At 51.8% G+C, this 15,392-nt stretch carries 13 protein-coding genes; 8 read left to right on the top strand and 5 right to left on the bottom strand.

Going from position 1 to position 15,392, the window contains the following annotated elements; translation table 11 throughout:
* The coding region (pncC, locus tag AU509_RS13705) for a nicotinamide-nucleotide amidase (protein WP_094118607.1) at positions 1-486 on the bottom strand (486 nt) is incomplete at its 3' end.
* Between the two features lie 292 nt (positions 487-778).
* Here pncC and AU509_RS13700 point away from each other — a divergent pair.
* From AU509_RS13700 to AU509_RS13675, 7 genes are all read left to right on the top strand, one after another.
* Positions 779-1,258, top strand: a complete 480-nt coding sequence (locus AU509_RS13700) for an SRPBCC family protein (protein WP_085653092.1) — start codon at positions 779-781, stop codon at positions 1,256-1,258.
* 407 nt (positions 1,259-1,665) lie between these two features.
* A complete protein-coding gene (locus tag AU509_RS13695) occupies positions 1,666-2,436 on the top strand; it encodes a (S)-acetoin forming diacetyl reductase (RefSeq protein ID WP_085653093.1) in 771 nt (256 codons plus the stop codon).
* Positions 2,437-2,758: 322 nt separating this feature from the next.
* On the top strand, positions 2,759-3,532 hold the full coding sequence (locus tag AU509_RS13690) for a (S)-acetoin forming diacetyl reductase (RefSeq protein WP_094118606.1): 774 nt from the start codon (positions 2,759-2,761) through the stop codon (positions 3,530-3,532).
* A gap of 400 nt (positions 3,533-3,932) precedes the next feature.
* Entirely contained in the window at positions 3,933-5,480 is a 1,548-nt protein-coding gene (locus AU509_RS13685; protein ID WP_085653231.1) for a catalase, read from the top strand.
* Positions 5,481-5,541: 61 nt separating this feature from the next.
* A complete protein-coding gene (locus AU509_RS18975) occupies positions 5,542-5,799 on the top strand; it encodes a hypothetical protein (protein ID WP_322788445.1) in 258 nt (85 codons plus the stop codon).
* Positions 5,793-6,080 carry an ankyrin repeat domain-containing protein gene (locus AU509_RS18970; protein WP_322788444.1) on the top strand — a complete coding sequence of 96 codons (288 nt, stop codon included), beginning with the start codon at positions 5,793-5,795 and terminating at the stop codon, positions 6,078-6,080. The genes AU509_RS18975 and AU509_RS18970 overlap by 7 nt, the downstream gene beginning before the upstream one ends.
* A 300-nt stretch (positions 6,081-6,380) precedes the next feature.
* A complete protein-coding gene (locus AU509_RS13675) occupies positions 6,381-7,307 on the top strand; it encodes an alpha/beta hydrolase (protein WP_094118605.1) in 927 nt (308 codons plus the stop codon).
* A 446-nt stretch (positions 7,308-7,753) separates the two neighbouring features.
* Here the strand turns inward: AU509_RS13675 and AU509_RS18015 are convergent, their stop codons facing one another.
* The gene (locus AU509_RS18015; RefSeq protein WP_118895276.1) at positions 7,754-7,864 is read right to left on the bottom strand and encodes a YmiA family putative membrane protein; all 111 of its coding nucleotides are present in this window, start codon (positions 7,862-7,864) and stop codon (positions 7,754-7,756) included.
* Positions 7,865-8,312: 448 nt separating this feature from the next.
* Between AU509_RS18015 and AU509_RS13665 the strand changes: the two genes are divergently transcribed.
* The gene (locus tag AU509_RS13665; RefSeq protein WP_085653224.1) at positions 8,313-8,525 is read left to right on the top strand and encodes a YceK/YidQ family lipoprotein; all 213 of its coding nucleotides are present in this window, start codon (positions 8,313-8,315) and stop codon (positions 8,523-8,525) included.
* 13 nt (positions 8,526-8,538) lie between these two features.
* Here the strand turns inward: AU509_RS13665 and AU509_RS13660 are convergent, their stop codons facing one another.
* The 3 genes from AU509_RS13660 to AU509_RS13650 form a co-directional block, all read right to left on the bottom strand.
* Positions 8,539-9,492: an alpha/beta hydrolase gene (locus AU509_RS13660; RefSeq protein ID WP_094118611.1), complete on the bottom strand. Its 954-nt coding sequence runs from the start codon at positions 9,490-9,492 to the stop codon at positions 8,539-8,541.
* Between the two features lie 306 nt (positions 9,493-9,798).
* Positions 9,799-12,054, bottom strand: a complete 2,256-nt coding sequence (gene katE, locus AU509_RS13655) for a catalase HPII (protein WP_094118603.1) — start codon at positions 12,052-12,054, stop codon at positions 9,799-9,801.
* Between the two features lie 439 nt (positions 12,055-12,493).
* Positions 12,494-14,284, bottom strand: coding sequence for a PilZ domain-containing protein (locus tag AU509_RS13650; RefSeq protein WP_244200986.1), 1,791 nt, complete (start codon positions 14,282-14,284; stop codon positions 12,494-12,496).
* Positions 14,285-15,392: the final 1,108 nt, after the last annotated feature.

Below are 15,392 nucleotides of genomic sequence, written 5' to 3'. Positions count from 1 at the left end.
CAGAAAAGTATTCAGCAGCGTTTCCAGACCAAACTGAACGGCTTGTTGGCGGACGCGATTGCGATCGCCGTCGAAGTGCATTCTACGGACGAATCCGTTTTCATGTCTGGCGGCGAAACCAAACCACACGGTGCCGACCGGTTTATCGGCGGTTCCGCCGTCCGGACCGGCGATACCACTGATGGCAATCGCATAATCCGCTTCTGCTTTGTCCAGCGCGCCTACGGCCATTTCTTCCACCACTTCGCCGCTGACGGCCCCATGCTGCGCCAGCGTTTCAGCCTTAACGCCGACCAAAACTTCTTTGGCTCGATTACTGTAGGTCACAAACCCATAGTCAAACCACGCGGAACTCCCTGAGACATCGGTAATCGCCTTCGCCACCCAGCCCCCCGTGCAGGACTCCGCGCAGGTCATGTGCGCGCTACGGGATTTCAATCGTTCGCCAACCTGCTCACTTAACTGAAAAATATGATGTTCTGTCATCGACTGACTCACTATAGTAATGAAGCTGTTACCCATCAGGGTAGCATTTCTCGCCTCAAAAAACGTGGCAAGTCCCTCAGTGCAAACCGATACGCAGCAAGGATGAGAAACGTAACAAATACAGCAATAACATTCAGATCGCTGTCACCTTTTCACAACCGCGATTCGATACACCGCTAGAGCAATCCTGCGAACACGCATTCTGCGGTACACTTGGGAATACCATTCTCTACAGCAACGTAGGGCGGCAGATAAAGGAGGGACGAACGTGTCATCAACGTTCTTACGCAATATGGGCGTGAAAGGTCCTAACGCCACCAGCTTCGGCAAATCGATTGTCATAGACCGACCCGCAGACATGTTATTCGACCTATGGCGCAAACCAGAAACACTCCCCGTTCTAATGAATCATTTTGCGCGCATAGAGATTCTGAACGAGACGGATTCTCTCTGGCGAGTCAAAGCGCCGATCGGACCAAGCATTGAATGGACGGCCCGCATCGTGGAAGAGCTGCCGGGGAGTTTCATTCATTGGTGTTCTCTTGAAGGCGCCCGCATTCCAAACGAGGGCAAGTTGTCCTTTCAACCCGCGCCACAGAGCAGAGGCACAGAAGTCACGCTGACGATCTATTTCGATGCGCCGGGTGGACTATTGGGACGACAAATCGGTCAGATGTTCGCGCTACTTTCTAAAGAAATGCTGAACAATACCCTCCAGCGTTTCAAAAAACTGGCAGAGCAAGAACCCCTGCCTCCGCCGGCATCATCCTAATCGACAGACAAAAAAAATCCCGCTCGAAAGCGGGAAAATAACTACTCTCAGACAGGGATGAATAACACAACATCAACAAGGGATGACTCTAATCTACCAACCTGAATGTATAGAACTGTCATAGGTCGGTAAGGTTGATAGTCAGGATGTAAGGTGAATTTGGCTTGTTACAAACTTTCCAATTCCACACCGCCCTTCCCCATTATTCCCCTGTCTGCCGAATGACACTCTTCCTGCATCCTCTCTCGTTGTCATGCGCCACGTAACAAATAATGATGGTCGCATTTATATCCCTGAGTTATTTAAAGCCAAATAACAATAATCATTCTCACTATGAGTTTTTATTCCTTTGGTCTACGTCTATCCTCACAGAAGCGATTTAACTATCACACACAAAGGAATAGAACATGACGAAAGTTGCATTGGTAACCGGTGCGGGTCAAGGCATCGGGGAATCTATCGCCCTTCGCTTGGTTAAAGACGGATTTGCCGTAGCTATTGTGGATTACAACGGTGACAGCGCTAAAGCGGTAGCGCAGCGTATTAACGAAGCTGGCGGTAAAGCGATTGCGGTCACAGCCGACGTCTCTAACCGGGACCAGGTCTTCGCCGCCGTTGAAGCAGCCAAGCAACAGCTGGGCGGCTTCGATGTGATCGTCAACAACGCAGGTATCGCGCCGAGCACGCCGATTGAAGAAATCACGCCGGAAATCGTGGATAAGGTTTACAACATCAACCTGAAAGGGGTGATCTGGGGTATTCAAGCTGCCGTCAAAGCGTTCAAAGAATTGGGTCACGGTGGTAAAATCATCAATGCCTGTTCACAAGCGGGACATATCGGTAACCCGGAACTGGCTGTCTACAGCTCCAGTAAATTCGCCGTTCGTGGTTTAACGCAAACCGCAGCACGCGACCTGGCTCCGCTTGGCATCACCGTCAACGGTTTCTGCCCGGGCATCGTGAAAACGCCAATGTGGGATGAAATCGACCGCCAAATTTCCGAAGCGGCTGGCAAACCTAAAGGCTACGGCACTGAACAGTTCGCCAAACGCATCACGTTAGGCCGTCTGTCAGAACCGGAAGACGTAGCTGCTTGCGTTTCTTACCTGGCCAGCCCGGATTCTAACTATATGACCGGCCAGTCGCTGCTGATCGATGGCGGTATGGTATTTAGTTAATCAATAAACTCGTGATGGCAGTCTTGACCGGGCTGCCGACGCCTACGTTCTCCCGCCACTGATTAAATCAGACGGGAGAACGCATTCTTTCATTTCCCTTTCCCCTAGTATTTCTCTTCGTCACTCACCGTTGATTGTTGATTTTTATATGCCGGCCCAGGCTGAAAAATAGTTAGTTCAGGAACAATTGCTTCGACTGATAAACGCACTCGGTTATTGAATGCCGGGTAAAAGTCACTGAATTTACTATGAGTTTTTATTTAACACGCCAGACGCTACCCTACCCGCAATTGATTAATAAAATTTATTAAAGGGATAACAGATGACAAATAAAGTCGCGTTGGTCACAGGAGCGGGTCAGGGAATTGGTGAAGCTATCGCGCTTCGTCTGGTGAAAGATGGATTCGCTGTCGCTATCGTCGATTACAACGGCGAAAGTGCCGAACAGGTCGCACAGAAAATCAATTCCGCAGGCGGTAAAGCCATTGCGATTACGGCCGATGTCTCCGACCGCGATCAAATCTTCGCGGCTGTCGAAACAACCGAACAGCAGCTGGGCGGTTTCGATGTCATCGTCAACAACGCCGGTATTGCACCGCGTGGCCCGATTGAAAACATGACGTCCGAAATCATCGACCGCGTTGTGGATATCAATATCAAAGGCGTTATCTGGGGAACCCAGGCGGCAGTCAAAGCGTTCAAAAAACTGGGTCACGGCGGCAAAATCGTCAATGCCTGTTCACAGGCAGGCCAGGTCGGCAACCCCGATATGTCCATCTACAGCGCCAGCAAGTTTGCCGTACGCGGGCTGACTCAAACCACCGCACGCGACCTGGCGCCGCTAGGTATTAACGTCAATGCCTTTTGCCCGGGCATCGTCGTTACGCCGCTTTGGCAAGAGTTTGATCGTAAATTCTCTGCCGCCGCGGGTAAACCGGAAGGATATGGCACCGAGCAATTCACCAAGCAGATTGCGCTGGGCCGTCCGTCCACCCCGGAAGATGTGGCAGCATGCGTATCCTATCTCTGCGGACCTGACTCCGACTACATGACGGGTCAGTCATTGTTAATCGACGGTGGTATGGTCTTTAAGTAAGCGTCTGACCTAAGTCGTGTGTTTCCCGCCGGATTGAACTTGTCTCTGGCGGGAAACCGATCCTACAACATCCCTCGCAGCCCCGTTCTCTTTTGTTCGATTCCGTCCGCAATCATGCCGCTATAGCCCGCCTATCAATTCGATAGAAATAACGGCCTCAAGCATAGGGTTAAAACAGGTAAAGTAATTCAGTCACGGAAAGTAACTATTTTGTTCTTCCCGGGATGATAGACCTATACGTGGCAGCCCGGTCAGGCCTGAACAGAGGGAAGAAGGACACGCCCAGGGAAAGACAGAGCATCAGGCGGCAGTAGACCGTGGTTTGTCGGAAATCAGCACAACGGACTCGACGGCAATACACCCCTTATTGTTGAACATCGCAAGGAAGAAGAGGCAAATTATGAGCAATATACCCGCAACGCATCGTGGCGCCAGCTGGAAAAAAACGCTGGTCGCCGTGTCATCACTCATCGTTTTTCAGTCGGCATTCGCCGATACCTTAACCCGCGATAATGGCGCACCGGTCGGTGATAACCAGAATTCGCAAACCGCCGGTCCCAACGGCCCGGTTCTTCTTCAGGACGTCCAACTGCTACAGAAGCTGCAGCGTTTTGACCGCGAACGCATCCCGGAACGCGTGGTTCACGCCCGCGGGACCGGCGCGCACGGTCAGTTCACTGCGACAGACGATATTTCCGATCTCACGGTCGCCGATGTATTCAAAAAAGGCACGCACACCCCCGTCTTCGTGCGTTTTTCCAGCGTCGTGCATGGTAACCACTCCCCGGAAACGCTGCGTGACCCGCGCGGTTTCGCCACCAAATTCTATACCACACAAGGTAACTGGGATTTAGTCGGCAACAACTTCCCGACCTTCTTCATCCGAGACGCCATCAAGTTTCCCGACATGGTGCATGCTTTCAAACCGGACCCACGCACCAATCAGGATAACGATGCTCGTCGTTTCGACTTCTTCTCTCACCTCCCGGAATCGACCCGTACGCTGACGTTGCTCTATTCCAACGAAGGGACGCCGGCAACCTACCGGAATATGGATGGTAACGGCGTTCACGCCTACAAACTGGTTAACGCCAAAGGGGAAGTTCACTACGTGAAATTCCATTGGAAAACGTTGCAGGGCGTGAAGAATCTGGATCCCAAACAGGTTGAAGAAGTGCAAGGCAAGGATTACAGCCACATGACCAATGATTTGGTCAGCGCTATCCAGCGCGGCGACTATCCGAAGTGGGATCTTTATGTTCAGGTATTGAAGCCGGAAGATCTGCAAAAGTTCGACTTCAATCCGCTGGACGCCACCAAAATCTGGCCTGACGTCCCTGAACGTAAAATCGGGCAGATGGTTCTGAACAAGAACCCGGATAACTTCTTCCAGGAAACCGAGCAGGTCGCAATGGCACCCGCGAATCTGGTTCCCGGTATCGAAGCATCCGAAGACAAGCTGCTGCAGGGCCGACTGTTCGCTTACGCGGATACCCAGCTGTACCGGGTAGGCACGACGGGGCTGAGTCTGCCGATCAACGCGCCTCTGAAAGCGGTCAACAATGGCAATCAGGACGGTACGCTGAATCACGGGCACACCCAGGATGAAGGCGTGAATTACCAGCCTAGCCGACTGCACCCGCGTGAAGAACTGGTTTCCGCGCGTTACAGCCAAACGCCGCTGAACGGGACGACACAGCAAAGCAAGATCCAGAAAGAGCAGAACTTTAAGCAAACGGGCGAGCTGTACCGCTCTTATAGCGAAAAAGATCGCACCGATCTGGTCAATAGCCTGGGTTCAGCCTTGGGAACAGCAGATGTTGAAAGCAGAAATATCATGCTGTCTTACTTCTACAAAGCCGATCAGGACTATGGCTCACGGCTGACGACGATCGCCAAAGGCGATTTGACGAAGGTGAAGAGTCTGGCCGCTAAACTGAGCGACTAATGATGCCCGGCCGCCCGTGGATCATCCCCGCGGGCGGTCACTTATTTCGGGGAATGCCGTCATGAAACGTGTGTTATCGCTCGTCACGGGCTTGTTTATGCTGATCGGCCTCGCACAGGCTCAACCGCCAGAAAACCCTGGGAACGTACAGTCGCAGTTAAACCACTATTTGTGGGATGCCGCCCGAAATGGCGAGCTGCCCATTATCACCGAATTCATCCACTCGGGTTACAACCTGAATGTGCAGGATGAAAAGGGATATACCGCCGTGATCCTCGCGGCCTATCACGCCACGATGACGCCGTCGCGCTCATGCTAAAACACGGCGCCGATCCCTGCCTGAAAGACAAACGAGGCAATACCGCGCTAATGGGCGCCGTATTCAAAGGCGAACTGCGCATCGCCAAACGGCTGCTCGCCGCGGAATGTAATCCGGACGAACGCAACAACGCCGGACAGACGGCGGCCATGTATGCCGCCTTGTTCAAACGCACTGAACTTCTTCACGACTTGCAGCGAAAAGGCGCCGATATGAGCACCAAAGATGCCATGGGCAATAGCGTAAAAACACTGGAGCGCGGCGACGTGAAAGGACAGTAACCGTTTCATATCCCGGCGGCCCAACCGGCCGCTGCTTACCCACAACGCCATCACATTCGATCATATCATCGCATTAATCCCTTCATGTTTACGGCCGAAGTCCCCCTCAAAAATCGACGTCCACGCTATCGCTGATTTCATCAACCTCTGCATACAAGCTCGCCATTTCCGTCTCAGAAGGCTTTGACGCCGCCAAAAATATTCCGGTAACGTACGGGCTTTCCCATCTACGTATTGGCAGGATGACGTCAACCTCTCCGATGGCGGCTATCCATGAATACGCACTCTGGAGCTATCGCCATGACGCTTGAGCCCGGCATCGCCGCACTCGTTCAGGACTTCATCAATGCAGGCCGCCCATCGGCAAGAAACCAATCTATTGACGATCGCAGAGCGGGATACATCGCCGGAGCCGCTCTGTCCGGCGACATCGAAACGCGCGTCGATGTAGAAGAACGGGAACTACAAGGGCTGAACCTGCGTATCTACTCACCGCTTCAGGCGCCGTCACATACTCCCGCCATCGTTTATTATCACGGCGGCTGTTTCGTCAGTGGCGGATTTGCCACTCATGACAACACGCTTCGCCAGTTGGCTTTTCACAGCCAATGTCGAGTCATTGCCGTCCAGTATCGTCTAGCGCCTGAACATTGTTATCCCGCCGCCCACGACGATGCTTTTCGGGCTTTCTGCGTCATTCAGGAACAGGCGGATGAGTTGCACGTCAATGCCGCCAATTTGGTCTTGATGGGGGATAGCGCGGGCGGTCATTTGGCTCTCATCACCGCATTGCGGGTGCGAGATCGCGAAGGCATTCAGCCTCGCGGACAGGTGCTGATTTACCCCATGTTGGATGCCACCGCCGTGAGTGACACGTACCAGACTAATGGCGACGATTTCATTATCACTCGCGATACCCTGCTCACCGGCTATGAGGCTTACTTTACGCCGTCTGAGTATGGTCATCCTGAAGCCAGCCCCTTGTGGCGGCCTGACATGACCGACCTTCCCCAAACGCTGATTATTACCGCGGAGTACGACCCTCTGCGTGACGAGGGGGAACAGCTTTATCGTACGCTGGTGAACACGGGCGTGGACGTCCGGTGCAAACGCTATCTGGGCGTGATTCATGGATTTTTCCAGTTGGCCGGAATCAGTCAAACGGCGCGAGATGCCATGCAAGACATCGCTTCCATCGTCAGGCAAATGGTGGGGCAAAAGGATTAATGAGGGAGAGAGCTGCACGTCAGGCATCCATTGTCAGATCGTTCTGCATTTAATACCGGAGAGGGATATCTGTTCGTATAAAGACTGACATAGGAAGCATGCTCTCAGGCAACGTAGTCCTTTATCGTGTCAGGTCAGTATCTGAAACAAGGTCTGGGGTCTGGGGTCTGGCACTGTGCAAGCTGATAGAGGAGATCGCGTCGAATGGCCAACGCACTCTCTGTTCACTAAAATGAAGTCATCGGGTTTCCATTGCCGAGATAGAAAAGACGCCCGGCTCGGCCACTAGTAGCAGAAGCGTCTCTCGTAGATTCGTCACTCGTTGGCATCCATCAGCATAACGCCAACCGTGCTAACGCGACTCCGAGGTGAATTATTGGGGTGATAACAGCAAGATAGCTATCCAGAATGGGGTATTCATCAGCCGTTGCGGCGGCGAGAACCACTCAGAAGTAGAAATAAGCTAAAGCACCTACAGCAATCCAAAACAGCAGGCATCCAACAAATGAAGCAGTCCAGGCTTTACGCTTCAAATCGGAGTCTTGGTTGTCGCCCATAGTAATTATCTCAATCATCCTATTGCTTACTTTATGTTGATATGATTCGGGTGGGTCATGATACATGAATATCGGCATCCGTAATCGGTACTTTAATATTCAATTCAGCCCTCATATCGCCCAATAAGTCATCACAACTCGATCAAACGGAAGATAAACCGCTGCACCAAAAAATAAAAATTAGCGTTATTTAATTGATATTCAAGGAATGTTAATCATAGCGCATCGGGAAGTAAATGCCTGTGACGGCAGACTCACCTGTCAGAAAAGCGTCATGTTATGTCCACATTGTGGGATACGCTGACATTCAGAGAACATTTATGTATAAGATGACAGTAAAATTCACCGATTCAGATCGCCAAATCGCCCTGTTTTGACGTACATTCCTTACCGCATACGCCAGCCCATCGACGCTCAAACCGAGGATCCAGTGAAAAGATTTATCGCCATGCTCATCATCAGCAGCCTTCTTTCCGGCTGCGGCAGCATCATCAGCCGCAACATCAAGGGACAGGGACACGGCCATCAATATTATCCCGGCGTTCAGTGGGACGTACGTGATAGCTGGTTGAAATACATCACGTTTATCGATGTCCCCTTCTCTATCATCGTCGACACGATCTTGCTGCCCGTCGATATGCGTCATGGTCCCTACGAATAACGCCAGCGCGGGTTTAAGCGCGTGACTCGCTGCTCTTTTTAGCTGAACACTCGCTGGCGGCGCGCGCTTGAAGCTTCGCCAGCCAATCCCGATAGCTGACCGGCCATTTCACCGTCGGCGTTCCTGCCTTCCCCATACCGAATGCGTGTCCGCCGCGACGATAGCGATGCATCTCAACCGGAACGTGTTGGCGCCGACAGGCTGCCGCCATGATTAAGGTGTTATGCGGATCGGAAATGGGATCATCTTCCGCCTGCGCCAAAAAGACCGGCGGCGTGGCCGACGTGACAAAATTCTGTACCGACCACGCGGCTTCCGCCGCTGGCTCCGCGTGAGGCCCTACCAAAATCTTATGGGTCGAGGTATGCGTATAGGGCTTTTCCAAAGTAATGACCGGATAGATGAGCGCGGCGTGTTCCGCAGAGACGGGGGTTGCATCAAGATCGTCCTGAGCAGGATAAGACTTAACTTCTGTACGCGTTATCGCCATCCCCAACAGATGGCCTCCGGCGGAAAATCCCAGAACACCGACATGTTGCTGACGGCGGCGAATCATCCGCAACGCCCTCTGCGCGTCCTGTAATGCGACCAGATTGCCGTCATTCCATCCCTCTCCCGGCAAGCGATAGCTGAGGACATAGGCCGTATACCCAAGCGCCGCCAACCAGTTCGCGGCAGGCCATGCCTCATCCCCCATTTCGATATGTTTATATCCCCCGCCCCCGGCCACCAAGATGCCCCAGCCGTTAGGATTCACGGGCGTAAACACCTCCAGAGAGGGTCGGGAGATATTTTTCAGCGCCCCGCCAGCGGAGAGCGCCTCTCCTCCCGCAGGACCACCGCCGCCCGGCGGAATATCTTTCCACAGCGGCAAATGAGTCCTCTGCGGCGCGGCGGTCGCCCAACTGCCGCGAAGAGGCGTCAGCAGCATCGCCGCCGAGCCCGCCAGAAAATGTCGACGATTTATTTTCATAACCGTATTTCTCCCACGGAAGTCGGTCCCCACCGCCCAATGACCGGAACCTCAAGACACAAGCATAGGGCAACCCCGGCCGTTCTCCCAATGAGGCCTCTGTCACCCTTTCGGATACTGTTTCTGGCCGCAGCGACTCTGCGCTTTTGGGGCGAGAGACATGATCCATCCGAAGGTGATGTTTGAATGTTTTTCTTTAGAGAAGGCGTAGTTGATACAGAAACGGCTGCCCTCGCTCGTGATGGAGACAGGGACAGCCGTGATATAGAAGGCTAACGCGGACTTACGAGTCGCGCCTCATTAGCTCGGAACAGCTTGCGCGACGGCCTCACGAGACCAGACGCGGTGCTCCCGCATGGCGTGGATAAATTTCTCCGCGACCTTTTTGGCGTCCTCTTCCACCAGCACGCCTTCATCCGGTTCAGGCAGCGGTAGCGACTGATACAGGCTCAGCGCATCCCCTTGCAGTCCAATCGCCTTAAGATGTTTGAACGACTGCAACAGATAGTATTTGGCGTTGCCGTCAGATTTCAGCGTCTCAATGCTTTGCTGACCGGTCGGCACGATCACCGCATCGACCAGAACGGAAGGATTCCCTTCAATCGTTCCCGCCACGTCCAGCTCCTGCCCTTGCAGCGTTTTGATCTTGCCGAGGTGAGGCGCGAAGATTTTGGTATGAATCCCCTGCTGATGCAGCGCTTTTTCGATTTTCTCGACCGATGCGCCGCACACGCCGTCCGCCGCCAGGATCGCCACCTGCCGAGACTTCAACGTCTGCTTTTTCCCCGCATAGATGCTGAGCGTTTCATCCGACGTAATACCATTGATTGCGCCAGGTAGTGGATGTTTACGCTGCTCGGCGGTGAGTTTCATACCCAGATTCTCCGCCACCTTCTGCGCCAAGTCGTGATCGATATACGTCAATTGATCCACCACGCGCTCGCGGATCCAAGGACGCGCCACCTTCCCTAACTCAAAGCTGAAGGCGCCTACGATGTGATTTTTTTCCACATCGGTTTGGCTCAGCCAGAATAGACGAGGTTGGGAGTAGTAATCGGCGAACGACTCGCTGCGTTGACGAACTTTCTGACCGTCCAGCGGCTGCGGATTGGTAGCGAATCCGCCGTCAGCCTTCGCGGGCGCCGTCTCCCGTGGCCAGTTGTTGTTAATCGAGTTGGGTTCATAATTCGCCGCCCCCGTGATCTCCATCCGGTGCATGCCGTCTCGCTGATGATTATGGAACGGGCAGACCGGTTTGTTGATCGGCAGCTCGTGGAAATTCGGGCCGCCCAGTCGGCTAATCTGCGTATCCAGGTACGAGAACAACCGCCCTTGCAGCAGCGGATCGTCGGAGAAATCGATCCCAGGCACAATATTGCCGGGACAGAACGCCACCTGTTCCGTTTCGCTGAAGTAGTTGTCTGGATTGCGATTGAGCGTCATTTTGCCGACCCGCTGTACCGGCACCAGCGACTCAGGGATCAGCTTGGTCGGATCAAGAATATCGAAATCGAATTTGTGCTCGTCCTCTTCGGGAATGATCTGTAGCCCCAGCTCATATTCGGGATAATCACCGGCTTCGATCGACTCCCACAGCTCCTTACGATGAAAATCCGGGTCTCTCCCCGTCAGCAGCTGGGCTTCATCCCAAATCAGCGACGCCACGCCGTAAACCGGCTTCCAGTGGAAACGGACGAAATGACTTTTTCCCTCGGCGTTGATCAGCTTGAAGGTGTGGATCCCGAAACCTTCCATCATGCGATAACTGCGCGGAATACCACGATCCGACATCGCCCAGGTCACATTGTGCAGCGTTTCCGGCTGTAGGGAGACGTAGTCCCAGAAGGTGTCGTGCGCGCTCTGCCCCTGAGGAATTTCATTGTGAGGCTCCGGCTTCACCGCATGCACGAAGTCGGGGAATTTGATCGCGTCCTGAATAAAGAAGATCGGCGTATTGTTCCCAACCAGATCGAAGTTGCCTTCCTGCGTGTAAAACTTGGTGGCCCATCCGCGGATATCCCTCACCGTATCGGCCGAACCTCGCGAACCTTGTACGGTAGAAAAACGGACGAACACCGGCGTTTTCACCTTAGGGTCCTGCAAAAACTCCGCTTTGGTGTAACGAGAAAGCGGTGCGTAAACCTGGAAATAACCGTGCGCGGCCGCCCCGCGCGCATGCACCACACGTTCAGGAATACGCTCATGGTCAAAGTGCGTGATTTTCTCGCGGAGGATAAAATCTTCCAGCAGCGTAGAGCCGCGTGCGCCTGCCTTGAGCGAGTTTTGGTTATCTGAAATTTTAACGCCCTGATCCGTACGCAAGGCTTCGTGCTCCGGATGGGTATGGTATTTATCCAGCTGTTTCAATTTAGCATTGGTATTTTTAGGCGATTTGGCCTGGCCGGGAAACATCGGCTCCACGCCGGGAGGTGTCGGACTGCTGGTCGGTTTTACCGCCGCATCGTTCGGTGCGGTATCCGCCAGATGAGGCTTCACTGACTGAGAGGCGTCCAACTTGACACTCTTCGTCGGCTTTCGATCCTTTTCATCTTTCATGTTGCCTCCTGTTAATTGTTAAAAAACAGACACATAAGAAAGGCACAAAAATAACCCTGCTTTAAATATAGTTAATGGTTTTTGATAGGGGATAATGCCGCGGCCGAGAAGCGTTCATTAATGCGAAAAACCTTCGGAGGAGAACGCCACAAAGGGCGTTCTGGGGAGAGCGAAAAAGGGGCCATCATTCAACGCTGCCAGCGCATCCCTTTGAGACGGGAACATAGTCGATGGCGCATCGTTGAAAGAACTCAACACGACGATGAGTCAAAGGAAGGTGACGCAGCAACGCAGGGTTTCCCCCGCGTCAAAATTAAGTGGTCTCGCGATAATGAACCATCGCGGGTCAAGATGCGTTCAGGCGTCAGACGATTTCAGCCGCCCGTAACCCACGACGCGTAGCGACGGAAACCGTCTGGCTGTTGAGCGCGATCGCCAATCAGATTTTTAGCACTTCGATACCATAATCAGCGGGATCCACAATACCTTCGAGCTTGCCTAACTGCGCCAAATCGCTCCCGGAAACCACGCTGTTGATGTTGCTTTCCAGAAAGCGGAGATTTTTGACGATATTCACTTTGACCGGATCGCCTCGACCGTTGACGTCCATAATCCAGGCAAGAAATCCCCCGTTGAATTTCGCCAATGTACCGATGGGATTGGGGCCATAGACACGAATATATTCAACCAAAATGGCCTTGTCATAGGCATCGCCGCATTCATTGATATGCCGGTAAGCGACCAACGGATTGCGAGCAGGAATACCGTTACGCCGATGGATCGCTTTATTGACCGCTTTGATGACGGAAACCAGACGCACCAGACCCGATAGCTGCGCCGACGTTTTACCGGCGGGATAACCGGAACCATCAAGGTGTTCATTTGCATTCTTAATGATATCTCTGCAAAGGGGACTCGGTTCCCACGATAACGCGTCCAGCTTGGCGCACAGCGCCGTGACATGGCCTTTCAGCACTTCTTTTTGCGGCGGCGTCATATTCGCTTTGAGAGAAGGCAGTTCAACACTGACCAGTAAAGGTTTACCCAGTGTATGCAGCAATGCGCCTAACACGGCTTCCCTCACCTGATGATCGAAGGGGTTGCGCAGTAATAAGATGTCAGCCAGTTGCCCTGCAACTTTGATAGCCTGTCTGACCCAATCAGGCTCATCGCGAAGAAACGCCAGCGCATGTAAAAAAGCCTTCCGGTCCTGTTTGACCCAATTAATCAAAATATCAGCACACCCGTAAAATATCTCAGCAGGGAAAACATCACGGATTTTGATATACATCAGCCCAATCTGGAGCTGGTGGACGATATTCATGACGTCGCGTTCAACAGCAGGCTGGCGCGAGAGCTTTTCCCGTTCCTGACTCTCTCTTTGCAGCATCATTTTTTCTACGACACCGGGAATAAACAAAGGAGAAGGATGCTCGACTTTATCGCTGATGCCGGTTCTAAAAATGGCGTCTCTCTCGGCTTCATTAACATAGCGATAGAGGGCTTCGGTCTGAGGTGCGGATAAATTGATGAACTGTATTCCCACCGCCGCGTGCCCATAGGTTCCAAAAGGGCGAATATGGCGAACTTTGCCTTCAGCCCAAAAGATCTCTCCGTTGGGGAACTCGAGTCTGATTTCGGGCAAAGGCTGGTCGATGCTCATGGCAATGCAGTCAGACAGATCGACATCGACCATACAGCCGCCAACCGACAGATCACGCAGGTGGCCCGCCACTCGCGCTTCATGGGGATACACTTCAATGCTGGCGCGTCCAGACATGCCAAGAATAAAGGGAATACGAATCGCCCCGCGGCTTTCATTAATAAAGACCGACTCAGGAAGCTGACATTCCAAGTGGTACTGCATTTTATGCGTTTTAATCATTTTAGCGCGTATATTACTGAGACTGTAAGTCTCGCGTTCGACGCTGTGCGGCCCCTTCAATGCTTCCAGATCAATAGTGATGGCATCCGTCATTAAATATTTTTCAAAATTAATAATCGGGTATTCCATTTCGAGAACCATACGACCATTAGCCGGTCTTAAATCTATTATTTTGGCTGTCACCGAAAAGACCATCTCTTTAGCATAAATAGACAGTGAATGTTTGTGCTGGACTAATGAAGAAATCACTTTTGCCGACGGATTAACATTCTGAGCCATAGCAATACCTGTGCATGCAATAGGAAGATTATTCTCACGCTTGTCTATATCCGTTATCTCCGACAAAAGAAGGCCTGAGTGATTTCTCACCCATTGGAGATAAAAACAAGTACAAACGTGCGCGTAATTCAGGTCAGTAGCCCAATCGTTCAGGGCGATAAATGAGCGTCTTCGTTACCAGAACGGTGAGGTCTTTTCATGCCTAGAGATAAGCGCTATCCCCGGTAAACCCGAGCTCTGGTTCGAAAAAAAACGGCGGTGGCGTGAAGGTTCCAAATGTTTACCCCCCGAAGATAATGACATGAAATTATTATAAAAATGACTCATAAGGCGTCCTTGTCGACACAAAATAAGTTACGAATATTGCACCTGAGATGCTTAATGCCATCGAGAGAATCAGGCAACCAGCGCCTAGATGGCTTAATGTATCCTGTCAAAATTAATACCATATAAAACCACCTCAAAATAGGTGATAGCGATCAAAATAATAACAATGATAGCTACAGGCTATCGCGGTATTGTGTTTTGATCGATGGAATCGATCTAACATCTATATCGCCCTTGCCTAACTTTGGTTAAAAAACTAATTTTAAAACTAAGTAATAACGGCAGCATGCATTCCTGACCCATCATCGATATAACCGCCGGCACATCGTGCTAAAAAAACGAAATTAACTTTTGAGGAAAAACAGATAAAGACTATTTTTTGGCAAGCTATCATAAGAAATAAAAAAACCGCTCCTCATCCGATGAAAAAAAAGAACGGCGGATGGTTAGCCTGCTAATTACGAATTTATGAAAAATAGGCCGTGGTGATACTCAGATAATAACGAGGGGGTTTATTTAATGGTTTATTCATTCATAATCATATTATCGAGGTTTGGTATTGCCTGTGGATATCCCCTTACTCTTTATTCCACACCGCCATTTCTACTCGGCAGAATATCGACACGAAGATTTTCATCATTTACTCCCCATATTCCTACACAGGAGCCATGAGGTTTCAGTGACCATGAGAAAATTCTCCCCCCCTTACGTCACCAGCGCGTAAGTAAGAAACAAAGCATTCCGTTGAAGTCACACACCAATAACTTCCCAGGGCGTCACTGCGCCTTCCGGGTTGAATAAAATAGTGTTCCTATTGCACAACGCGCTATATGCTTTTAATTATCAT

The sequence above is a fragment of the Lonsdalea britannica genome, assembly GCF_002111595.1.
GTDB lineage: Bacteria > Pseudomonadota > Gammaproteobacteria > Enterobacterales > Enterobacteriaceae > Lonsdalea > Lonsdalea britannica.
Note: the sequence above shows the minus strand (reverse complement) of the source record. Positions and strands in the feature narration are given on the sequence as shown.

Excerpts from the sequence above, each read along its gene's own strand:
- AU509_RS13685 (WP_085653231.1), top strand. The coding sequence starts at position 3,933 with ATGAGCAATATACCCGCAACGCATCGTGGCGCCAGCTGGAAAAAAACG.
- AU509_RS18015 (WP_118895276.1), bottom strand. The coding sequence starts at position 7,864 with ATGGGCGACAACCAAGACTCCGATTTGAAGCGTAAAGCCTGGACTGCT.
- AU509_RS13695 (WP_085653093.1), top strand. The coding sequence starts at position 1,666 with ATGACGAAAGTTGCATTGGTAACCGGTGCGGGTCAAGGCATCGGGGAA.
- AU509_RS18975 (WP_322788445.1), top strand. The coding sequence starts at position 5,542 with ATGAAACGTGTGTTATCGCTCGTCACGGGCTTGTTTATGCTGATCGGC.
- AU509_RS13700 (WP_085653092.1), top strand. The coding sequence starts at position 779 with ATGGGCGTGAAAGGTCCTAACGCCACCAGCTTCGGCAAATCGATTGTC.
- AU509_RS18970 (WP_322788444.1), top strand. The coding sequence starts at position 5,793 with ATGCTAAAACACGGCGCCGATCCCTGCCTGAAAGACAAACGAGGCAAT.
- katE (WP_094118603.1), bottom strand. The coding sequence starts at position 12,054 with ATGAAAGATGAAAAGGATCGAAAGCCGACGAAGAGTGTCAAGTTGGAC.
- AU509_RS13690 (WP_094118606.1), top strand. The coding sequence starts at position 2,759 with ATGACAAATAAAGTCGCGTTGGTCACAGGAGCGGGTCAGGGAATTGGT.
- AU509_RS13675 (WP_094118605.1), top strand. The coding sequence starts at position 6,381 with ATGACGCTTGAGCCCGGCATCGCCGCACTCGTTCAGGACTTCATCAAT.
- AU509_RS13665 (WP_085653224.1), top strand. The coding sequence starts at position 8,313 with ATGCTCATCATCAGCAGCCTTCTTTCCGGCTGCGGCAGCATCATCAGC.